The organism is Shouchella hunanensis (genome assembly GCF_028735875.1).
In the GTDB taxonomy this organism is placed as follows: domain Bacteria; phylum Bacillota; class Bacilli; order Bacillales; family Bacillaceae_D; genus Shouchella; species Shouchella hunanensis.
Genome location: NZ_CP117834.1, coordinates 1,644,129 through 1,666,504, shown reverse-complemented (window position 1 = coordinate 1,666,504; position 22,376 = coordinate 1,644,129). Strand labels below are relative to the sequence as shown.

Below are 22,376 nucleotides of genomic sequence, written 5' to 3'. Positions count from 1 at the left end.
GATTAGTTGCCTCCTTCCTCTTTGTTCGTTCCTTTCGCTGGAAGGACTTCACCACGGTAAACCCAAATTTTCACACCGATTTTGCCGTATGTTGTATCAGCCTCAGCTGTACCATAGTCAATATCAGCACGAAGTGTGTGAAGTGGAACTGTTCCTTCGCTATAGTGCTCTGCACGAGCGATATCTGCGCCACCAAGACGACCAGACACTTGTGTTTTAATTCCTTTTGCACCAGAACGCATTGTGCGTTGGATTGCTTGTTTCATTGCACGACGGAAAGAGATACGATTCTCTAACTGGCGAGCGATATTTTCAGCAACTAATTTAGCATCTAAATCTGCTTGCTTAATTTCTGAAATGTTAATGTGTACTCTTTTACCTGTAAGTTGGTTTAGAGATTTACGTAGTGCTTCAACTTCTGAACCGCCTTTTCCGATCACCATTCCTGGCTTGGCAGTAGAAATTGTGATATTCACACGGTTCGCAGCGCGTTCGATTTCTACTTTAGATACTGATGCATCTTTTAAACGACCTTCAACGTGTTCACGAATTGCGATGTCTTCATGAAGTAGATCAGCGTAGTCTTTTTTACTAGCGTACCACTTAGAATCCCAGTCACGAATAACGCCAACGCGAAGTCCGATAGGATTTACTTTTTGACCCATGTGTTATCCCTCCTTCTTTTCTGATACAACCAATGTAATGTGGCTCGTACGTTTGTTGATCCGGCTCGCACGACCTTGTGCACGAGGGCGGAAACGTTTAAGCGTAACGCCTTCATCAACGAAAGCTTCTGAAATAACGAGATTATTCGGCTCCATTTCGTAATTGTGCTCAGCATTCGCAATAGCGGAATTTAAAAGCTTTTCAACTACAGGAGAAGCAGATTTAGGTGTATGCTTTAAGATTGCAATGGCTTCACCGACTTGTTTACCGCGAATAAGATCGATAACAAGACGAACTTTACGAGGCGCAATGCGAACCTGTTTCGCAACAGCTTTAGCTTGTTCCATGAGATTGGTCCTCCTTTCTTACTTAACGTCTTGTTTTCTTGTCAGCGGCATGCCCTTTATACGTGCGTGTAGGAGCAAATTCACCAAGTTTGTGTCCAACCATATCTTCTGATACATATACCGGTACGTGCTTGCGTCCATCATAAACAGCAAACGTGTGACCAATAAAGTCAGGGAAGATTGTAGAACGACGAGACCAAGTCTTTACAACTTTCTTGTCGTTTGTTTCGTTTAAAGCTTCGACTTTCTTCATCAGATGACCATCGACGAAAGGTCCTTTTTTCAAACTACGGCCCATGTGAGTGCCTCCCTTCGAGATTCGGCCACGGTTCTATGCGAGAACCGTAGACAAACCACGTTATTTTTTACGACGACGTACGATGTACTTGTCGGAGTGTTTGTTTTTCTTACGAGTTTTAAATCCAAGTGTTGGTTTACCCCATGGAGACATTGGTGACGGACGGCCGATTGGCGCTTTACCTTCACCACCACCGTGTGGGTGATCGTTAGGGTTCATTACAGAACCACGAACAGTTGGACGGATACCTTTCCAACGAGAACGTCCAGCTTTACCGATGTTAATAAGCTCGTGTTCAACATTTCCAACTTGACCGATCGTTGCGCGGCAAGTCGCAAGAATGTAACGTGTTTCGCCTGAGTTTAGACGTACAAGTACATATTGTCCTTCTTTACCAAGAAGTTGAGCTTCAGTACCAGCAGAACGTACTAATTGACCGCCTTTACCAGGACGAAGTTCAATGTTGTGAATCACAGTACCTACAGGGATATTAATTAGTGGTAATGTGTTACCAACTTTAATGTCCGCTTCAGAACCAGACTCAATCATAGTACCTACTTTTAACCCTTTTGGAGCTAAGATATAACGCTTTTCACCATCAACATAGTGAATCAAAGCGATGTTTGCAGAGCGGTTTGGATCATACTCGACTGTAGCAACGCGTCCTGGAATTCCATCTTTATTACGTTTGAAATCAATTACACGGTACTGACGCTTATGACCGCCACCTTGATGACGTACAGTTAAACGACCTTGGTTGTTACGACCACCTTTATTATGCAAAGGAGCAAGTAACGATTTTTCCGGCTTGTCAGTTGTGATTTCAGCGAAATCAGACACACTCATGTGACGACGTCCGGCACTGGTCGGTTTATACTTTTTAATTGCCATAATAAGTTCCCTCCTTCTTCAAATTCTTACGCTTCAAAGAAGTCTAGTTCTTTACTATCCGCTGATAGTTGAACGACTGCTTTCTTGCGTTTTGCAGTAAAGCCTGTGAAACGACCGAATCGCTTAGACTTACCTTTATAGTTGACCGTGTTGACGCTAGCAACCTTCACTTCAAAGATTTCTTCAATCGCATCTTTGATTTGAGATTTGTTCGCGCGAACATCAACGTCAAACGTGTACTGTTTATTTTCCATTAAGTCAGCAGACTTCTCAGTAATAATAGGGCGCTTAATGATATCACGTGCGTTCGACATTACGCAAGCACCTCCTCTACCTTTTCGACTGCGTCTTTAGTGATGACAACTTTGCCATGCTTAAGTAGGTCTAACACATTAACGCTGTCAGCTGTAAGGAAAGTAACACCTGGTAAGTTACGAGCAGAAAGAGCAACATTTTCGTTGTAATCAGCTGTTACAACAAGTGCTTTTGATTCTACTGATAAACTAGCAAGTACTTCCTTCATAGATTTCGTTTTAATCTCTTCAAAAGAAAGAGTATCAAGAACAACTAATTCTGAACCTTGTACTTTAGAAGACAAAGCAGATTTAAGAGCTAAACGACGAACTTTCTTTGGAAGTTTGTAGCTGTAGCTACGCGGAGTTGGTCCAAATACAACACCACCGCCAACCCATTGTGGAGAACGGATAGAACCTTGACGCGCACGTCCAGTTCCTTTTTGGCGCCATGGCTTTCTACCACCACCACGAACTTCAGAACGTCCTTTTGTTTTATGCGTACCTTGACGTAGAGACGCTTGCTGCATGATTACTGCATCATGTAATACACTGTTATTTGGTTCAATCCCAAATACTGCATCAGCAAGTTCGATGTCTCCAACTTGAGAACCTGTTTGGTTAAAAACTGTTACTTTTGGCATTCGAATGGCCTCCTTTCTATAACGTTACGCTTTAACTGCTGCTTGAACAGTTACGTAGCTTTTCTTCGCACCAGGAACGTTCCCTTTAACTAGAAGAAGATTGCGCTCTTCATCTACACGAACGATCTCTAGGTTTTGGATTGTAATTTGCTCTCCACCCATACGACCAGGTAATAATTTACCTTTAAATACGCGGTTAGGCGCTACAGGTCCCATTGAACCAGGACGACGGTGGTAACGAGAACCGTGAGACATAGGTCCACGAGATTGGTTGTGGCGCTTGATAGCACCTTGGAAACCTTTCCCTTTAGATGTACCTGTTACATCAACGATTTCTCCTGCTGCAAATGTTGTTACGCTAATCGCTTGACCAACTTCAACCTCGTCAAGATTAACGTCACGGATTTCCTTAATGAAGCGCTTAGGTGTTGCTTCTGCTTTCGCTGCATGACCTGCTTCTGGTTTATTAGGCTTTTTCGCATCAGCGAAACCGATTTGAATAGCTTCATAACCATCTGATTCAATTGTTTTCTTCTGAAGAATAACATTTGGTTCAGCTTCAATAACTGTTACAGGAATTACTTCACCGTTTTCAGCAAATACTTGAGTCATACCAATTTTTCTTCCTAAGATTCCTTTGGACATCCGTTACACCTCCTATTAAATGTTAAATTTATTTTTTAGCTTATAGCTTAATTTCGATATCAACGCCAGATGGTAAATCTAAACGCATTAAAGCATCCACAGTTTGTGGTGTTGGATTCACAATGTCAATTAGACGTTTGTGCGTACGCATTTCGAACTGCTCACGAGAATCTTTATACTTGTGAACCGCACGTAAAATCGTGTAAACAGATTTCTCAGTTGGAAGTGGAATCGGTCCTGATACGCTCGCACCTGAACGTTTTGCCGTTTCAACAATCTTCTCAGCTGACTGATCTAGTACACGGTGATCATACGCTTTTAAACGAATACGAATCTTTTGCTTTGCCATAATAGCCCTCCTTTTTCGCCCATTTTATAAAATAGACATACTCCGCGGAAATTTCCTCACCCTCCCATGGCAAAGGGGCCGGGTGTGTCAGCAACCTTCCGCATCATCGCTGTCAAACGTGTGACACATAGAAACGATTACTTTCCGTTCATAGAAACAAAGAAACGTACCTTTCGGGGCACACTTCTACTATTATATAGATCAACGCCTATGATTGCAAGGGTTTGAGAGAATTTTTTTCAAAAGAAAAAGAGGACGAATAAGATCCGTCCTCTTTAGTTATAGAAATGAATTATTTTTGGATTGTAGCTACAACGCCAGCGCCTACAGTACGGCCACCTTCACGGATTGAGAATTTAGTACCTTCTTCAATCGCGATTGGAGCGATAAGCTCAACAGTCATTTCAATGTTATCGCCAGGCATAACCATTTCAGTACCTTCTGGTAATTGGCAGATACCAGTTACATCAGTTGTACGGAAATAGAATTGTGGACGATAGTTAGAGAAGAATGGAGTGTGACGTCCACCCTCTTCTTTTGAAAGAACATAAACTTCAGCTTTGAAGTTTGTGTGTGGTGTAATCGTACCAGGCTTAGCAAGTACTTGCCCACGTTGGATATCTTCACGAGCTACCCCACGAAGAAGTGCACCGATGTTGTCTCCAGCTTCAGCATAATCAAGAAGCTTACGGAACATTTCTACACCAGTTACTGTTGTAGATTTCTTCTCTTCTTCAATACCAAGAATTTCTACAGTGTCACCAACGTTAAGTTGACCACGCTCTACACGACCAGTAGCAACTGTTCCACGACCAGTGATTGAGAATACGTCCTCAACTGGCATCATGAAAGGCTTATCTTTGTCGCGCTCTGGAGTTGGGATATATTCGTCAACAGCGTTCATAAGCTCAACGATTTTTTCTTCCCACTCAGCTTCACCTTGAAGTGCTTTAAGAGCAGAACCTTGGATAACTGGAACGTCATCACCAGGGAAGTCATACTCAGAAAGAAGGTCACGTACTTCCATTTCTACTAGCTCAAGTAGCTCTTCGTCATCTACCATGTCACATTTGTTTAAGAATACAACAAGGTAAGGTACGCCTACTTGACGAGAAAGAAGGATGTGCTCACGAGTTTGTGGCATTGGACCGTCAGCAGCAGATACTACTAGGATTCCTCCGTCCATTTGTGCAGCACCAGTGATCATGTTTTTAACATAGTCAGCGTGTCCTGGGCAGTCAACGTGTGCATAGTGGCGAGAATCAGTTTCATACTCAACGTGTGCAGTTGAGATTGTGATACCACGCTCACGCTCTTCTGGAGCACCATCGATTGCATCATATGCCATTGCTTGTCCTTTACCAGAACGTTTAGCAAGTACAGTTGTAATTGCAGCAGTTAAAGTTGTTTTACCATGGTCAACGTGTCCAATTGTACCGATATTGGCATGTGTTTTGGAACGATCAAATTTTTCTTTAGCCATGATTCATTTCCTCCCTTAAATACAGTTAATTTTTTTATTCATAAGAAAGGTAGCTGACAAGCAGCCAGTTTCCTTCCTAGCTTACAACAAATTGTTACTCAAAACAACGCGGAAGACTTAAGCTCCAGTTTGTTTTTTGATGATCTCTTCAGAAACACTCTTAGGTACTTCTTCATAGTGATCAAAGAACATTGAATACGTTCCACGACCTTGTGTACGAGAACGAAGGCTAGTTGCATAACCAAACATTTCAGCAAGTGGAACAAACGCTTTAACCGTTTGTGAGTTACCACGAGCTTCCATTCCTTCAACGCGTCCACGACGAGCTGTAATGTCACCCATAATGTCACCCATGTACTCTTCAGGAATAACAACTTCAACCTTCATTAAAGGCTCAAGCAGTACCGGAGCACATTTTGATTTAGCATTTTTAAGTGCCATTGAAGCGGCAATCTTAAAGGCCATCTCAGATGAATCGACATCGTGGTAAGAACCATCATACAGTTTCGCTTTAATATCAATTACTGGGAATCCAGCAACCATACCGTTATCAAGTGCTTCTTCAATACCTTGTTGAACGGAACCAATGTATTCACGAGGAACTGCTCCACCAACAATCGCATTTTCGAATTCAAAGCCAGCGCCTTCTTCGTTAGGAGAGAACTCAACCCAAACGTGTCCGAACTGACCGCGTCCACCAGACTGACGTACGAATTTACCTTCGACTTGTGCAGTTTGACGAATTGTTTCACGGTATGAAACTTGAGGTGCACCAACGTTTGCTTCTACTTTGAATTCACGCTTCATACGATCAACGATGATATCTAGGTGAAGCTCACCCATACCACCGATAATGGTTTGACCCGTTTCTTCATCAGTATGCGTTTTGAATGTCGGATCCTCTTCTGCAAGCTTCGCAAGCGCAATACCCATTTTATCTTGGTCTGCTTTTGACTTAGGCTCTACAGATAAGTGAATAACTGGTTCAGGGAACTGCATGGACTCTAAGATTACAAGGTTCTTTTCATCACATAAAGTATCCCCAGTAGTTGTATCCTTTAAACCAACTGCAGCAGCAATATCACCAGAGTAAACCGTTGAGATTTCCTCACGTGAGTTTGCATGCATTTGAAGAATACGACCTACACGTTCACGCTTATCTTTCGTCGCATTACGAACGTAAGAACCAGAGTTAAGTGTACCAGAGTAAACACGGAAGAATGTAAGTTTCCCTACGAAAGGATCCGTCATTACTTTAAATGCAAGTGCAGCAAACGGTTGATCATCACCAGGCTCGCGCGTTACTTCTTCTTCGCTGTCAGGAATGTGACCACGAATAGCAGCAACATCAAGAGGTGATGGCAAGTAAGCAAGTACTGCATCAAGAAGAGCTTGAACCCCTTTGTTTTTGAAAGCAGAACCACAAATAACAGGGTAGAAGTCAACATTACAAGTACCTTGGCGGATAGCAGCAACAAGCTCTTCGTTTGTTGGCTCTTCACCTTCAAGATACTTCATCATAAGCTCTTCATCTAGCTCAGCAACTGCTTCAACTAGTGATTCGCGCATTTTTGTTGCTTGCTCTTCATATTCAGAAGGAATATCTGTTACTTCCCATTCTTGTCCAAGGTCATCTTTTGAGATGTGAGCTTTCATTTCAATTAAGTCAATGAAACCCGAGAACTCATCTTCAGCACCGATTGGAAGTTGAATTGGGTGAGCGTTCGCTTGTAAACGATCACGTAATGTTCCAACAGAATACATGAAATCTGCACCAGTCTTATCCATTTTGTTAACGAATACGATACGTGGTACACCATACGTTGTTGCTTGACGCCAAACAGTTTCTGTTTGCGGTTCAACACCTGATTGTGCATCTAATACCGCAACTGCCCCATCAAGTACACGTAATGAACGTTCAACTTCTACTGTAAAATCTACGTGTCCAGGTGTATCAATGATATTGATACGGTGGTCTTTCCATTGAGCTGTCGTCGCAGCAGACGTGATTGTAATACCACGCTCTTGCTCTTGCGCCATCCAGTCCATTTGAGAAGCACCTTCGTGTGTTTCACCAATTTTGTGTACACGACCTGTATAGTAAAGAATACGTTCAGTTGCCGTCGTTTTACCGGCATCGATGTGAGCCATGATGCCGATATTACGCGTATCTTTTAAGGAGAATTCTCTTGCCATAATAACGTTCTCCTTTCAAAATAAATGTTTTTTTAATCCTACCAGCGGTAGTGAGCAAATGCTTTGTTTGCTTCTGCCATTTTATGCATATCTTCACGTTTCTTAACTGCAGAACCAGTGTTGTTTGCTGCATCAAGAATTTCGTTAGCAAGACGCTCTTCCATTGTCTTTTCGCCACGAAGACGTGAATAGTTTACTAACCAACGTAAACCTAAAGTCGTACGACGATCAGGTCTTACTTCTACTGGTACTTGATAGTTTGAACCACCAACACGGCGAGCTCTAACTTCAAGAACTGGCATAATATTTTTCAATGCTTGATCGAAAACTTCCATTGCATCGTTTCCGCTACGCTCTTTTACAAGATCGAAAGCATTATATAAAATCGTTTGAGCAGTTCCGCGCTTCCCGTCAACCATGATGCGGTTGATGAGGCGGGTTACAAGCTTAGAATTATACATTGGATCAGGCAATACATCACGACGTGGTACTGGACCTTTACGAGGCATGAGTCCCCCTCCTTTCACCGATTATCCTTTTTAGTTTATTACTTTTTCTCTTTTGGCTTCTTTGTTCCATATTTAGAACGACCTTGCATACGGTTTTGAACACCTGCAGTATCAAGTGCACCACGAACGATGTGGTAACGTACTCCTGGTAAGTCTTTTACACGACCTCCACGGATAAGTACAACACTGTGCTCTTGCAAGTTGTGTCCAATTCCTGGGATGTATGCAGTAACCTCAATTGAGTTCGTCAAACGTACACGAGCATATTTACGAAGAGCCGAGTTCGGTTTCTTCGGTGTCATTGTACCAACACGCGTGCAAACACCACGTTTTTGTGGAGAAGATACATTTGTTTGAGCTTTTTTGAAGCTGTTGTATCCTTTGTTAAGTGCAGGAGAGTCAGACTTTTTCACTTTGTCTACGCGACCTTTGCGAATTAACTGATTAATAGTAGGCATTTTTTGTTTCCTCCCTTCTTTATTTCTAAGACCACTGATCCAGGTGGTTCATGTTTAGGCAAAAGAATAGGTTGTTTTGAACAATCAAAACAAACTCTCTATTTCCTTAACGCTACAGTGGCTGCACCGACTTCAATTCCACACGCTTTTCCAAGCAACTTCATTGAATCGACATACACAACCGCAACATCTGTATCTATAGCAGCATTGACAACCTCTTGCGTTATCCGCTGATCAGCGTCGTTTGCCACGTACAGCTCTTTGACTATACGAGCATGCAGTGCTTTTAGTGTCTGTTTTCTTCCGATTACCGGATCTTTTGCCTGTTCTACTTTTTCATAAGACATAGTCAAACCTCCAAAGCAGCAGACTGTTCAGGCACACTTTGATATAGTATCACCGCAAGATAGGCTGTGTCAACAGCCTATCCGGTGATTTCAATAATTTATTCTTGAACGAGTACTTCCTCTGCTACAACTTCTTCGGTTTTTTCTGCTTTTTCATCATGGGCAGAATGGATACCGAGATTCTTATAACGATTCAATCCCGTTCCTGCTGGTACTAACTTACCAATGATAACATTCTCTTTAAGTCCAAGAAGTTCATCACGTTTTCCTTTAATAGCTGCATCTGTTAAGACACGAGTTGTTTCTTGGAATGACGCTGCAGATAAGAAGGAATCTGTTTCAAGTGATGCTTTTGTAATTCCTAGTAAGACTGGACGACCTGTTGCTGGTCGATCATTGCTTACAAGAACTTTGCTATTTGCATCGTTAAACTTCTGAATCTCAATGAGTGAACCTGGTAAGACGCCTGTATCCCCTGCATCAACTACACGGATTTTACGAAGCATCTGGCGAACCATAACCTCAACGTGCTTATCGCCAATTTCTACCCCTTGAAGGCGGTATACTTTTTGAACTTCACGTAAGAGATACTCTTGAACGCCACCCATACCAGTAACTTTAAGCAATTCTTTCGGATCAATTGAACCTTCTGTTAGTGTTTGACCAGCAACAACTTTATCACCAGGAACCACTTTCAGACGAGAACCATAAGGGATTGCATAATTTTTCGTTTCAAGTGCGTTTTGAATGGTTACCTCTCGCTTATCACCGTCTTTAACGTCGATTACATCGCCATCAATTTCAGTAATTGTTGCTTGACCTTTAGGATTACGGGCTTCAAACAACTCCTGAATACGCGGTAGACCTTGTGTAATATCGTCTCCTGCTACACCACCTGTGTGGAATGTACGCATCGTAAGCTGTGTTCCTGGCTCACCGATCGATTGGGCAGCGATAATACCAACTGCTTCTCCAACTTCAACATCGCTACCTGTTGCAAGGTTACGGCCATAACAAGCTTTACATACACCATGACGGGTATTACATGTAAAGACAGAACGAATCGTTACTGCTTCAACACCAGCATCTACAATCTGTTTCGAAATGTCTTCAGTCATTAATTCACCGCGACGAATAAGCACTTCTTCCGTTTCTGGATGACGAACCGATTTAAACGCCACACGGCCAACAAGACGATCGTATAGATTCTCAATTGTTTCAGTGCCTTCTTTAATCGCCGCTACTTCAAGACCGCGATCTGTGCCACAGTCATTTTCACGAACGATAACGTCTTGGGCAACGTCAACAAGTCGACGTGTTAGATAACCTGAGTCAGCCGTTTTAAGTGCGGTATCGGCAAGACCTTTACGAGCTCCGTGTGTAGAGATAAAGTACTCTAGTACCGTTAACCCTTCACGGAAACTTGATTTGATCGGTAATTCAATAATTCGACCAGATGGATTCGCCATTAGTCCACGCATACCAGCAAGTTGCGTAAAGTTTGATGCGTTACCACGGGCTCCAGAGTCACTCATCATAAAGATTGGGTTACGTTCATCAAGGGTACCCATCAACTTACTTTGAATAACGTCTTTCGCTTCACTCCAGATAGAGATAACACGATCATAACGCTCTTCTTCTGTAATCAAACCACGACGGAACTGCTTCGTAATACGTTCAACTTTCGTATCAGCTTCTTCGAGAATTTCCTTTTTCTCAGATAGTACGACGATATCAGATACACCAACGGTAATACCCGCTTTTGTCGAATACGTGAAACCAAGGTCTTTCATTCGGTCAAGCATTTTAGACGTTTCTGTAATCTTGAACTTCTTGAAGACTTCAGAAATAACATTACCAAGGAATCCTTTTTTGAACGGCGCAACGATAGGGCGATTCTTAAATTCTTCCTTAATGTTTGTATCACTTGAAACGAGATATTTCTCTGGCGTTTCTACTTCAAGGTTTGTGTTTGTCGGCTCATTTATATAAGGGAATGAATCCGGCATAATTTCATTGAAAAGTAACTTCCCTACAGTTGTAAGTAAAAGCAAGTCTTGCTGCTCTTCTTTAAAAGTAGGCTTATTAAGGGATGAAACAGGAACAGCAACCCTTGTATGAAGGTGGACGTAGCCGTTTTGATACGCAATAATCGCTTCGTTCGTATCTTTAAATACTGCACCTTCTCCACGAGCCTCTGCATTCTCCATTGTTAAATAGTAGTTACCAAGGACCATATCCTGTGAAGGTGTTACGACTGGCTTACCATCCTTAGGATTCAAGATGTTTTGCGCAGCTAACATTAAAATACGCGCTTCCGCTTGTGCTTCAGCAGAAAGTGGTACGTGTACCGCCATTTGGTCACCATCAAAGTCAGCATTATAAGCTGTACATACAAGAGGGTGAAGCTTAATTGCGCGGCCTTCAACTAAAATTGGTTCGAAAGCTTGAATTCCTAAACGGTGAAGTGTCGGTGCACGGTTTAGCAGTACCGGATGTTCACGAATAACCTCTTCTAGTACATCCCAGACTTCTGGCTGAACACGTTCGACTTTTCTCTTCGCACTCTTAATGTTATGAGCTAACCCTTTTGAAACAAGCTCTTTCATAACAAATGGCTTAAACAGTTCAAGCGCCATTTCTTTCGGTAAACCACACTGATACATCTTTAAGTTCGGACCAACAACGATAACCGAACGACCAGAGTAGTCAACACGTTTACCTAATAAGTTTTGACGGAAACGACCTTGTTTCCCTTTCAGCATATGAGATAGTGATTTTAATGGACGGTTACCAGGACCTGTAACAGGACGGCCACGACGACCATTATCAATCAGCGCATCTACGGCTTCTTGAAGCATACGCTTCTCATTTTGTACGATAATATTTGGTGCACCTAGATCTAATAGACGTTTTAAACGGTTATTCCGGTTAATAACCCGACGATAAAGATCGTTTAGATCAGAAGTCGCAAAACGCCCACCGTCTAATTGAACCATCGGACGTAGTTCTGGTGGGATAACAGGAAGAACATCAAGCACCATCCAAGATGGCTCGTTCCCTGAGTTACGGAATGCTTCCAGTACTTCCAAACGTTTAATCGCACGTGTACGTCTTTGACCTTGTGCTGTTTCTAATTCTTCTTTTAACGCATTTACTTCTTTAGGTAAATCAATATCAGCTAAAAGTTTACGAATCGCTTCTGCGCCCATTGACGCCGTGAACGTGCGACCGTATTTATCATAATAAGCGCGGTATTCCTTTTCCGAAAGGAGTTGCTTCTTCTCAAGTGGTGTATCACCTGGATCTGTTACCACGTACGATGCGAAATAAATGACTTCCTCTAGAGAACGAGGAGACATGTCTAAAACAAGCCCCATTCGACTTGGGATCCCTTTGAAATACCAAATGTGGGATACAGGAGCAGCTAATTCGATATGCCCCATGCGCTCACGGCGTACTTTGGCCCGTGTAACTTCAACACCACAACGGTCACAAACGACACCTTTATAACGAACGCGTTTATATTTTCCACAATGACATTCCCAGTCTTTTTGCGGTCCAAAGATACGCTCACAAAAAAGACCGTCTTTTTCGGGCTTTAATGTACGGTAGTTAATTGTCTCAGGTTTTTTTACTTCACCACGAGACCAAGAACGAATCTTATTTGGCGATGCCAAACCAATTTTCATGTATTCAAAGTTATTTACATCGATCAAGGGGCCAACCTCCCTTATGATTTCCACTACTGTGGAGTCCCTTTTATAGGTGGAACGTTCCACCCTCTATAAATGGATGAGGGAAGGAGGATTACTCCTCCCTCCTCACTATTAAGCTTGTGATTCGTTTGTTTCTAATTGGAGATTTAGCTTTTCAGATGTTTGTTCATCTTCATCGTCTAATTCTCTCATCTCAATTTCCTCTTCATTACTTGAAAGCATCTTAACGTCCATACCAAGGGACTGAAGCTCTTTGATTAATACTTTGAACGATTCAGGAACACCAGGTTCAGGGACATTTTCACCTTTAACGATTGCTTCATACGTTTTCACACGACCTACAACATCATCTGATTTCACCGTTAAGATCTCTTGTAGCGTGTACGCAGCACCGTAGGCTTCAAGTGCCCATACTTCCATCTCTCCAAAACGCTGTCCACCAAACTGAGCTTTACCACCAAGCGGCTGCTGCGTAACAAGAGAGTAAGGACCTGTTGAACGTGCGTGAAGCTTATCATCAACCATGTGCGCAAGTTTAATCATGTACATGATTCCTACAGAAACACGGTTGTCAAACGGCTCACCTGTGCGTCCATCATAAAGGATTGTTTTACCGTCACGAGCCATGCCCGCTTCGTCAAGCGTTCCCCAAACATCTTCTTCACGAGCGCCATCAAATACTGGTGATGCAACGTGAATACCAAGTTTTCGAGCCGCCATTCCTAAATGAAGCTCAAGCACTTGTCCGATGTTCATTCGTGATGGTACCCCTAATGGGTTTAACATGATATCGATCGGCGTTCCATCTGGAAGATACGGCATATCTTCTTCTGGAAGAATACGTGAGATTACCCCTTTGTTACCGTGACGGCCGGCCATCTTGTCACCTTGGTTAATCTTACGCTTCTGTACAATATAGACGCGTACAAGCTGATTCACACCAGGAGGTAACTCGTCGCCATCTTCACGATTAAAGATTTTTACATCTAACACGATACCGTCTCCGCCGTGCGGTGCACGTAAAGAAGTGTCACGAACTTCACGAGCTTTTTCACCAAAGATTGCATGTAAAAGACGCTCTTCAGCTGTTAGTTCTGTAACCCCTTTTGGTGTCACCTTCCCAACAAGAATGTCGCCATCCTTCACTTCTGCACCAGTACGGATAATGCCACGCTCATCAAGGTTACGAAGCGCATCTTCACCGACGTTTGGAATATCCCTTGTAATTTCTTCAGGTCCAAGCTTCGTATCACGCGCATCACTTTCATATTCCTCAATATGAATAGATGTATATACATCGTCTTTCACAAGGCGCTCACTTAAAATAATCGCATCCTCGTAGTTGTAACCTTCCCATGTCATAAAGCCAACAAGTACGTTACGACCAAGAGCCATTTCGCCTTGTTCCATAGAAGGACCATCTGCAAGAATTTCACGCTTTTCAACAACGTCACCTTCACGAACGATTGGGCGCTGGTTGTAGCTTGTTCCTTGGTTAGAGCGGATAAACTTTTGCAGGCGATATTTATCAAGATCCCCTTTTACTTGTTTACCATCTACTTCTTCAATACGGCGCACCCAGATTTCTTTTGCCGTAACGCGCTCTACTTCACCAGGGTATTTCGATACAACGGCGGCACCAGAATCTTTCGCAGACATATGCTCCATTCCTGTACCAACAAGTGGTGCTTCAGGTACAAGCAACGGAACAGCTTGACGCTGCATGTTCGCTCCCATAAGTGCACGGTTGGAGTCATCATTCTCTAAGAAAGGAATACATGAGGTTGCCGCAGATACAACTTGTTTCGGCGATACATCCATATAGTCAATTCTTTCAAAAGGAACAACGGTGTTTTCACCACGGAAACGAGCGATAATGTTTTCATCCATAAATGAACCATCATCATTTAACTTCGCATTCGCTTGAGCGACTACATAATTATCTTCTTCATCTGCTGTTAAGTAATCAATACGAGCTGTTACTTTACCAGTCTCAGGATCCACACGACGATACGGTGTTTCCATGAAACCAAACTCATTTACTTTTGCATAAGAAGAAAGGGAGTTAATTAAGCCAATGTTCGGACCCTCTGGCGTTTCAATCGGACACATACGACCATAGTGAGAGTAATGAACATCTCGCACTTCCATGCCAGCACGTTCACGCGTTAAACCACCTGGTCCAAGTGCAGAGAGACGACGCTTATGCGTTAACTCGGCAAGAGGATTTGTTTGGTCCATAAACTGGGAAAGCTGAGAGCTACCAAAGAACTCTTTAATCGATGCAATAACAGGACGAATGTTAATGAGAGCCTGTGGCGTGATGACATTCGGGTCTTGAATTGACATCCGTTCACGTACCACACGCTCCATACGAGAAAGACCAATACGGAACTGATTTTGTAGAAGTTCCCCTACAGAACGCAAACGACGGTTACCAAGGTGATCAATATCATCCGTGTCGCCTACACCGTGTAACAAGTTAAAGAAGTAGCTGATAGAAGCAATGATGTCGGATGGAGCAATGTGCTTCACATCACGATCAACCATGCCATTACCGATAACGGAAATGGTTCTTTCTTCATCAAGATCATCAGCTGCTTGAATGCGGATAGACTGAATGTCTACATCAGACTCTTCTAATACGCCACCAGACGTACGAGCTGTACGGAAACCAACATTTTTCTCTAAATGAGGGATAAGCTTATCCAATGTACGACGGTCCAGCAATGTACCTTCTTCAGCAAGCACTTCCCCTGTTTCAGGATCAACAAGCTTTTCCGCTAAACGTTGATTGAAGAGGCGATTCTTTATATGAAGCTTTTTATTGATCTTGTAACGTCCAACATTTGCTAAGTCATAGCGCTTTGGATCAAAGAAACGAGATTCCAATAAGCTCTTTGCATTTTCAACTGTTGGCGGTTCTCCTGGACGCAGGCGCTCGTAGATTTCTAGTAGCGCTTTATCCGTTGAATCTGTATTATCTTTTTCAAGGGTCGCACGCAAGTACTCATTTTCACCTAAAAGGTCAATGATTTCTTGATCAGAACCAAAACCTAGCGCACGCAGTAATACCGACACAGGAATCTTTCTTGTACGGTCAATACGAACATAAACGATGTCTTTTGCATCTGTTTCAAGCTCAAGCCACGCTCCGCGATTCGGAATAACGGTAGCTGTAAACCCTTTTTTACCGTTTTTATCAAGTTTTTGGCTGTAGTACACACTCGGTGAACGAACAAGCTGAGATACAATAACACGTTCAGCACCATTAATGACAAACGTACCTGTCTCTGTCATAAGAGGGAAATCTCCCATGAACACTTCTTGCTCTTTTACTTCACCTGTTTCTTTGTTGATTAAACGTACTTTTACTCTAAGTGGAGCAGCATACGTTACATCACGTTCTTTTGACTCATCAACTGGATATTTTGGTTCGCCCAAGCTGTAGTCAATAAATTCCAAGACTAGATTACCTGTAAAGTCTTGGATTGGAGAAATATCCTGAAACATTTCTCTTAAACCCTCATCAAGAAACCATTGATAAGAAGCTGTTTGAATTTCAATTAAGTTTGGCAGATCCAGCACTTCATTAATTCGCGCATAGCTTCTTCGCTGGCGGTGACGTCCATACTGAATTAGTTGACCTGTCAACTGATTCACCCCTTAAATCTCGCGTTTTAGTATCTAAACTTACAACTGTTTGCCCTTCATAAAATGATAGTCAAACAGATTGATCCTAATGTCTTACATGATCCAACATAAAAATGTTAGACTATACAAAACGAACAAAAAGCTTTATAGTATGAAAATCAGAAACATTTTTCATATAAAATATACGCATTGCACTAGCATAACCAAAAATGAACCGTTTCAATCATTGAGCGTTCTCTCATGAATTTGGAAACGGCATTTTAGGCAGTTATACGCATTAAATAATAATAGCATAGAGAAAAAAACAAGTCAATTTTTTCTTGCAAAAAAGATGAAATACCCCTTATCCTTTGCCTTCACTTCAACCGACTCTTCTCCAAACAAATCTTCTAACTTTTTTTTCGTTGATGGCGCTCCTTGCTTCTTTTGGATCACGACCCAAAGCTCTCCTCCTGGAAGCAACCTCTCATACGCATCTTCATAGATTTCATGAACAGTCTCTTTACCAGCTCGTATAGGCGGGTTCGTCACCACTGAAGCAAACGCGTCCGAATCTCGTAACTCATTTACACCATTCTCATAACAACGAATGTCACAGTTCGTTACACCATTCGCTGTTGCGTTTTTTTCCGCGAGTGTGCATGCGCGCTCATTCACATCCATCATGACAACGGAACGATCTCGATATTCTTTAGCAAGAGCTAACCCAATAGGGCCATAACCACAACCAACATCAAGAATACTTCCATCGATTTCTGGTGCCTGAAAGGTTTCAATCAAGAGCCTGCTACCAAAATCTACTTCACCTTTTGAAAAGACACCCCTATCGGTAGTAAACGAAAATTGATGCCCTCTTAACGTATAACGCCACGTTCGCTCTTCGCTTTTAGCATTTGGTGAATGGGAATAATAATGGTCACTCAACAGAATCCCTCCTTTACTTTATGGGAAAAGAAGGTCCGTGGAAACGTTCCACGGACCTTCTTTCTATTGTTAAGCGAAATTACTTAACTTCTACGCTAGCGCCAGCTTCTTCAAGCTTGCCTTTCATTTCTTCAGCGTCTTCTTTAGAAACGCCTTCTTTGATTGGAGCTGGAGCACCATCAACTAGTGCTTTCGCTTCTTTAAGTCCAAGACCAGTGATTTCACGAACCACTTTAATTACGCCGATTTTAGATGAACCAGCAGATTCTAGAACTACATCAAATTCAGTTTGCTCAGCTGCTGCTTCTCCGCCACCTGCTGCTACTGCTACTGGAGCTGCTGCTGTTACACCAAACTCCTCTTCGATTGCTTTTACAAGGTCATTTAGCTCAAGAACTGTCATTTCTTTGATCGCTTCAATGATTTGATCTTTACTCATTGTAAATCCTCCTAATTCGATATCCGTTATAGTTTAGGCGGTTAACTTACGCGCCTTGTTCTTCTTTTTGTTCTGCAACTGCTTTTGTAGCAAGCGCGAACTGACGTACTGGTGCTTGAAGCACGTTTGCAAGCATTGAAAGTAAACCGTCACGAGATGGAAGCTCAGCTAATGCTTTCACATCTGCCGCTGTTGCAACTTCACCTTCGATTACACCTGTTTTAATTTCAAGCGCTTCGTTCTTCTTCGCAAATTCATTAAGAACTTTAGCTGGAGCGATAACATCTTCTGCACCAAATGCGATTGCAGTTGGTCCAACAAGGTGCTCATCAAGTCCAGAAAGGCCTGTCTCAGCTGTAGCACGACGTACAAGTGTGTTTTTGTAAACTTTATACTCAACACCTGCTTCACGTAGTTGCTTACGAAGCTCTGTTACTTGCGCAACATTAAGACCACGATAGTCAACAACAATCGTTGACTTGCTGTCTTTTAGCTTTCCAGCAATTTCAGCTACAACTTGTTGTTTTTGCTCGATAATACTGCTCATAGTTACACCTCCTGTAAAACGAATTGCATACCGCTCGGCTCATATAGAAAGCCCTCGCGTTCGACACACGAGGGCAATTCACTCTAAATTACAAGAGATCTATTTGCTCACCTCGGTAGGATATTTAAGCGAACACGCTCCTACTGTCTACGGCATGACTATTTTAATCACAAGATAAAACTTACCACAACGTTACAACCCATGTCAAATGGAATTATTTAGAGTAAGCTGAAGTAACAACGCGGACACCAGGGCCCATTGTTGAAGCTACTGCAATGTTCTTAACATATGTTCCTTTTGCTGCAGCAGGCTTTACTTTGTGAAGTGTTTCAATAATTGTTTTGAAGTTATCCGTAAGCTTCGCTGAGTCAAAAGAAACTTTACCAATTGGTACATGGATGTTTCCTGACTTATCAACGCGGTATTCTACCTTACCAGCTTTGATTTCTTCAACAGCTTTTGTTACATCAAACGTAACAGTTCCTGTTTTCGGGTTCGGCATAAGACCTTTTGGTCCAAGCACACGACCAAGGCGACCAACTTGAGCCATCATGTCTGGAGTTGCAACGATTACATCAAAGTCAAACCAACCTTGATTGATTTTATTAATTAAATCATCTTCTCCAACGAAGTCTGCTCCAGCTGCTTCAGCTTCTTTTGCTTTTTCACCTTTAGCAAATACAAGAACGCGTTGCGTTTTACCAGTTCCGTGTGGAAGCACAACTGCTCCACGGATTTGCTGGTCTGCTTTTTTAGGGTCAACGCCAAGACGAACAGCAACTTCTACTGTTTCATCAAACTTAGCGATAGATGTTTTTTTCACTAATTCAATAGCTTCTTCTGCTTGGTATGACGCATCGCGATCAACAAGCTTCAAAGCGTCTGTATATTTCTTACCTTTTTTAGCCATTCTATTTCCTCCTCGTATGTGGTTTTAACGGAAAGTCCTCCCACTATTTGAAAGGCTGCGACCCATATGTTGAGCGCAACCTCTCAGCAAACGAACCAATTAGTCTTCAATCACAATACCCATGCTGCGGGCAGTACCCTCAACCATGCGCATAGCCGCTTCAACAGAAGCCGCATTTAAATCAGGCATTTTTGTTTCAGCGATTTCTTTTACTTTATCGCGTTTTACCGTCGCAACTTTGTTACGGTTTGGCTCACCAGAACCTGATTCGATTCCTGCTGCTTTCTTTAAAAGAACTGCAGCTGGTGGCGTTTTTGTGATAAATGTAAAAGAACGGTCTTCAAATACAGTAATTTCTACTGGAATGATAAGACCTGCTTGGTCTGCTGTACGAGCATTAAATTCTTTACAGAATCCCATGATATTTACACCTGCTTGACCTAGTGCTGGTCCAACTGGTGGTGCCGGATTGGCTTTACCTGCAGGGATTTGTAGCTTAACCATTTTAATTACCTTTTTAGCCACGTGACATACCTCCTTAAGTCCGTGATGTGGTTACCCGGATATGTCAAATTTCATATCCTCCCACTCAAAAAGACGGATGCAAAAACATCCGACCGTAAAGTATTCTGTCATACTAAACATTAAGATTCTATCACTTAAAAAACAATGGCGCAAGTTTTTTTAAGAAATCTTTTCAACTTGCGCAAATTCTAATTCAATTGGCGTTTCTCTACCGAACATGTTTACATGAACTTTTAGCTTCTGTTTATCTAGCTGAATCTCTTCAATCGTACCGACAAAGTCTGCAAATGGACCTGTTTTCACTTTAACAGACTCTTTAATTTCAAAGTCCACTTCCATAAGCTGTTCTTCTACGCCCATTTGTTTAAGGATGCGATCAACTTCATCAGGCATAAGCGCTGTCGGTTTAGAACCTGCACCTGCTGATCCAACAAATCCGGTTACCCCTGGTGTGTTACGTACAACATACCATGAATCATCCGTCATAACCATTTCCACTAATACGTATCCAGGGAAGACTTTCTTTGTTACTTGCTTTGTTTTCCCGTTTTTCGTTTCCGTTTCTTCTTCAACCGGAACGAGCACGCGGAAAATGTGATCTGTCATTTCCATCGATTCCACACGTTTTTCTAGATTTGCTTTTACTTTATTTTCATAACCTGAATACGTGTGTACTACAAACCAATTCTTTTCCATTTTTCAGGACAGCTGTCCTTCCCTCCTTTTAATCCAACTCAACCTTGCCTACTGTAAAAATCGTAATAAAAACGAAATGGCTTCGTCCACTAGGAAAAAGAAACCAACCATAATTGCGAGCGTTGCTAGTACAACTAATGTATATCGCGTAAGTTCTTTTCTTGTTGGCCATGAGACTCGCTTCATTTCTTTGCCTACATTACGAAGAAACGCCACAGGACCTTTTCTTTCATCAGCCATCTTGCTAGGAGCACCTCCATTAATCTCGATATCTCGAAAAAGAAACGTCCGTAAAGACGTTTACTGAACTAGTTATTTTGTTTCCAAATGGAGCGTATGTTCATTGCATCGTTTGCAAAATTTCTTCATTTCTAATCGGGTGTGCGTATTATTATCCGCTGGGTACGAGTAATTTCTCCCTTGGCAACGTTCACAAGCCAATATACGTTTTTTCATATTCGTTCCACACCTCCGACGAATCCACATGCCCTTAGACTCTAGCACAGCTAGTACATAGTGTCAATCTATGGCAAAAGAAATAAAGAGCGTGACAGATGTCTACGCCCTTATTCATTATAGCATGACGCTCTTTAATTCAACATAGCGTTCTAGCTTCCGCTTTACTCGTTGCAAGGCATTATCAATTGATTTTACATGACGCTTTAGATCCACCGAAATCTCTTGATAAGTCCGACCATCTAAATAAAGCATAAGTACTTGTCGTTCTAACTCACTTAAAATCTCACTCATCTTTCCTTCAATAAACGAAAACTCTTCTCTGTTTATTAAAAGCGCTTCTGGATCAGTAATTCGATTTCCACAAATAACGTCCATTAGCGTTCGATCAGACTCTTCGTCATATAACGGCTTGTCCAATGAAACGTAAGAATTAAGTGGAATGTGTTTCTGTCTTGTTGCTGTTTTAATCGCCGTGATAATTTGTCTAGTGATACATAGCTCAGCAAAAGCCTTGAACGAAGATAGCTTGTCCCCATTAAAATCTCTCACTGCTTTATAAAGCCCAATCATTCCTTCTTGAACAATGTCTTCATGATCTGCACCAATTAGAAAATAAGATCGCGCTTTCGCCCTCACAAAATTACGGTATTTTCCAATTAAATGCTCTAATGCAAGTGTATTGCCTGTTCGAACTTCGTTAATGAGCGAATCGTCTTCCCAGTTGACAAATGGATTTTCTTGAAACCTTACTGTGACTTCTTCTACTAGACCTGCACCCAAACTAATCACTCCTCGCGATTGCATAGACATAATGTTGTGAAAAGTTATACACATTATATAGCACATTTTTCTAGCAGGTCAACAGCTTATTTGTCTCCTCGACGCCATTTTTCAAAAATTTCAGCAACTTCCTCTGATAAGCTAATTTTCGACGATTCCTGCACTAATTTTGTCTTTTGTACCATCTTGTCGATTCTTTTTGATGCAAGTTCTGTTTCCATCAAAAGTTCATTTGCTGATTTGCGCAACGCCCCACTACCGAAAATAACAGACTGCTCCGCCATGTCAGAAGTAGCTACATAAATCGTCCGGTCGATTCTTTTTAATTCCCGCGCTAGCTTTTCAATCCGTTCGTCTGCCGTTTCTTTATTCTTTGTATATAGTACATCCACTCTATGGGTATGATAAGCCTTCCCAATACCAGACACCATGTGTGCATCAAAGATGACTTTCACGTTAAAGCCAGTATAAGCTGCATATTCAGCGAGCATATCAACAAGCTTGTCCCTTGCTTGCCCTAAGTCCTTTTCTTTAAGACGTTGCAATACGGGCCACGCACCGATCATGTTGTAGCCATCAACGAGCAGAATGTTCATC

General features: G+C 42.1%; 25 protein-coding genes and 1 other annotated feature. All 25 genes read right to left on the bottom strand.

Features of this window, described 5'->3' with window-relative positions; genetic code table 11:
• Positions 1-2: 2 nt before the first annotated feature.
• Positions 3-665: a 30S ribosomal protein S3 gene (gene rpsC, locus PQ477_RS08470; RefSeq protein ID WP_035395653.1), complete on the bottom strand. Its 663-nt coding sequence runs from the start codon at positions 663-665 to the stop codon at positions 3-5.
• A gap of 3 nt (positions 666-668) precedes the next feature.
• Complete coding sequence (rplV, locus tag PQ477_RS08465; RefSeq protein ID WP_035395652.1) at positions 669-1,013, bottom strand: 50S ribosomal protein L22; 345 nt, start codon at positions 1,011-1,013, stop codon at positions 669-671.
• 22 nt (positions 1,014-1,035) lie between these two features.
• Positions 1,036-1,311: a 30S ribosomal protein S19 gene (gene rpsS, locus PQ477_RS08460; RefSeq protein WP_035395650.1), complete on the bottom strand. Its 276-nt coding sequence runs from the start codon at positions 1,309-1,311 to the stop codon at positions 1,036-1,038.
• A 60-nt stretch (positions 1,312-1,371) separates the two neighbouring features.
• The gene (gene rplB, locus PQ477_RS08455; protein ID WP_144557435.1) at positions 1,372-2,202 is read right to left on the bottom strand and encodes a 50S ribosomal protein L2; all 831 of its coding nucleotides are present in this window, start codon (positions 2,200-2,202) and stop codon (positions 1,372-1,374) included.
• Positions 2,203-2,228: 26 nt separating this feature from the next.
• Complete coding sequence (gene rplW, locus PQ477_RS08450) at positions 2,229-2,516, bottom strand: 50S ribosomal protein L23 (RefSeq protein ID WP_035395648.1); 288 nt, start codon at positions 2,514-2,516, stop codon at positions 2,229-2,231.
• Positions 2,516-3,139 carry a 50S ribosomal protein L4 gene (gene rplD, locus PQ477_RS08445; protein WP_035395646.1) on the bottom strand — a complete coding sequence of 208 codons (624 nt, stop codon included), beginning with the start codon at positions 3,137-3,139 and terminating at the stop codon, positions 2,516-2,518. Before rplD ends, rplW begins: the two co-directional genes overlap by 1 nt.
• A 24-nt stretch (positions 3,140-3,163) precedes the next feature.
• Positions 3,164-3,784, bottom strand: coding sequence for a 50S ribosomal protein L3 (gene rplC / locus PQ477_RS08440; protein WP_035395645.1), 621 nt, complete (start codon positions 3,782-3,784; stop codon positions 3,164-3,166).
• Positions 3,785-3,824: 40 nt separating this feature from the next.
• Positions 3,825-4,133, bottom strand: coding sequence for a 30S ribosomal protein S10 (gene rpsJ / locus PQ477_RS08435; RefSeq protein WP_017729599.1), 309 nt, complete (start codon positions 4,131-4,133; stop codon positions 3,825-3,827).
• Between the two features lie 292 nt (positions 4,134-4,425).
• Complete coding sequence (tuf, locus tag PQ477_RS08430; RefSeq protein ID WP_038475783.1) at positions 4,426-5,616, bottom strand: elongation factor Tu; 1,191 nt, start codon at positions 5,614-5,616, stop codon at positions 4,426-4,428.
• Between the two features lie 117 nt (positions 5,617-5,733).
• A complete protein-coding gene (gene fusA, locus PQ477_RS08425; protein ID WP_274273349.1) occupies positions 5,734-7,812 on the bottom strand; it encodes an elongation factor G in 2,079 nt (692 codons plus the stop codon).
• Positions 7,813-7,850: 38 nt separating this feature from the next.
• On the bottom strand, positions 7,851-8,321 hold the full coding sequence (gene rpsG / locus PQ477_RS08420) for a 30S ribosomal protein S7 (protein ID WP_035395639.1): 471 nt from the start codon (positions 8,319-8,321) through the stop codon (positions 7,851-7,853).
• A 38-nt stretch (positions 8,322-8,359) separates the two neighbouring features.
• Positions 8,360-8,779: a 30S ribosomal protein S12 gene (gene rpsL / locus PQ477_RS08415; protein ID WP_035395638.1), complete on the bottom strand. Its 420-nt coding sequence runs from the start codon at positions 8,777-8,779 to the stop codon at positions 8,360-8,362.
• A 98-nt stretch (positions 8,780-8,877) separates the two neighbouring features.
• A complete protein-coding gene (locus PQ477_RS08410) occupies positions 8,878-9,126 on the bottom strand; it encodes a 50S ribosomal protein L7ae-like protein (RefSeq protein WP_035395636.1) in 249 nt (82 codons plus the stop codon).
• 98 nt (positions 9,127-9,224) lie between these two features.
• On the bottom strand, positions 9,225-12,845 hold the full coding sequence (gene rpoC, locus PQ477_RS08405; RefSeq protein ID WP_274273348.1) for a DNA-directed RNA polymerase subunit beta': 3,621 nt from the start codon (positions 12,843-12,845) through the stop codon (positions 9,225-9,227).
• Positions 12,846-12,956: 111 nt separating this feature from the next.
• The gene (rpoB, locus tag PQ477_RS08400; RefSeq protein ID WP_060705943.1) at positions 12,957-16,499 is read right to left on the bottom strand and encodes a DNA-directed RNA polymerase subunit beta; all 3,543 of its coding nucleotides are present in this window, start codon (positions 16,497-16,499) and stop codon (positions 12,957-12,959) included.
• Positions 16,500-16,808: 309 nt separating this feature from the next.
• On the bottom strand, positions 16,809-17,423 hold the full coding sequence (locus PQ477_RS08395; protein WP_274273347.1) for a class I SAM-dependent methyltransferase: 615 nt from the start codon (positions 17,421-17,423) through the stop codon (positions 16,809-16,811).
• Positions 17,424-17,502: 79 nt separating this feature from the next.
• On the bottom strand, positions 17,503-17,862 hold the full coding sequence (gene rplL, locus PQ477_RS08390; RefSeq protein ID WP_035395635.1) for a 50S ribosomal protein L7/L12: 360 nt from the start codon (positions 17,860-17,862) through the stop codon (positions 17,503-17,505).
• A 46-nt stretch (positions 17,863-17,908) separates the two neighbouring features.
• Positions 17,909-18,409: a 50S ribosomal protein L10 gene (rplJ, locus tag PQ477_RS08385; protein ID WP_060705941.1), complete on the bottom strand. Its 501-nt coding sequence runs from the start codon at positions 18,407-18,409 to the stop codon at positions 17,909-17,911.
• A gap of 35 nt (positions 18,410-18,444) precedes the next feature.
• Positions 18,445-18,580: a sequence feature (ribosomal protein L10 leader region), on the bottom strand.
• Between the two features lie 43 nt (positions 18,581-18,623).
• Positions 18,624-19,319, bottom strand: a complete 696-nt coding sequence (gene rplA, locus PQ477_RS08380; RefSeq protein ID WP_038475767.1) for a 50S ribosomal protein L1 — start codon at positions 19,317-19,319, stop codon at positions 18,624-18,626.
• A gap of 99 nt (positions 19,320-19,418) precedes the next feature.
• Positions 19,419-19,844, bottom strand: coding sequence for a 50S ribosomal protein L11 (gene rplK / locus PQ477_RS08375; protein WP_035395631.1), 426 nt, complete (start codon positions 19,842-19,844; stop codon positions 19,419-19,421).
• A gap of 159 nt (positions 19,845-20,003) precedes the next feature.
• Entirely contained in the window at positions 20,004-20,540 is a 537-nt protein-coding gene (gene nusG, locus PQ477_RS08370) for a transcription termination/antitermination protein NusG (protein ID WP_035395629.1), read from the bottom strand.
• A gap of 48 nt (positions 20,541-20,588) precedes the next feature.
• Positions 20,589-20,780, bottom strand: coding sequence for a preprotein translocase subunit SecE (gene secE / locus PQ477_RS08365; protein WP_035395626.1), 192 nt, complete (start codon positions 20,778-20,780; stop codon positions 20,589-20,591).
• Between the two features lie 72 nt (positions 20,781-20,852).
• Positions 20,853-20,996 carry a 50S ribosomal protein L33 gene (gene rpmG / locus PQ477_RS08360; RefSeq protein WP_081762221.1) on the bottom strand — a complete coding sequence of 48 codons (144 nt, stop codon included), beginning with the start codon at positions 20,994-20,996 and terminating at the stop codon, positions 20,853-20,855.
• Between the two features lie 117 nt (positions 20,997-21,113).
• Positions 21,114-21,779, bottom strand: a complete 666-nt coding sequence (gene sigH, locus PQ477_RS08355; RefSeq protein WP_035395625.1) for an RNA polymerase sporulation sigma factor SigH — start codon at positions 21,777-21,779, stop codon at positions 21,114-21,116.
• Positions 21,780-21,865: 86 nt separating this feature from the next.
• Positions 21,866-22,375 carry an NYN domain-containing protein gene (locus PQ477_RS08350; RefSeq protein ID WP_035395623.1) on the bottom strand — a complete coding sequence of 170 codons (510 nt, stop codon included), beginning with the start codon at positions 22,373-22,375 and terminating at the stop codon, positions 21,866-21,868.
• Position 22,376: the final 1 nt, after the last annotated feature.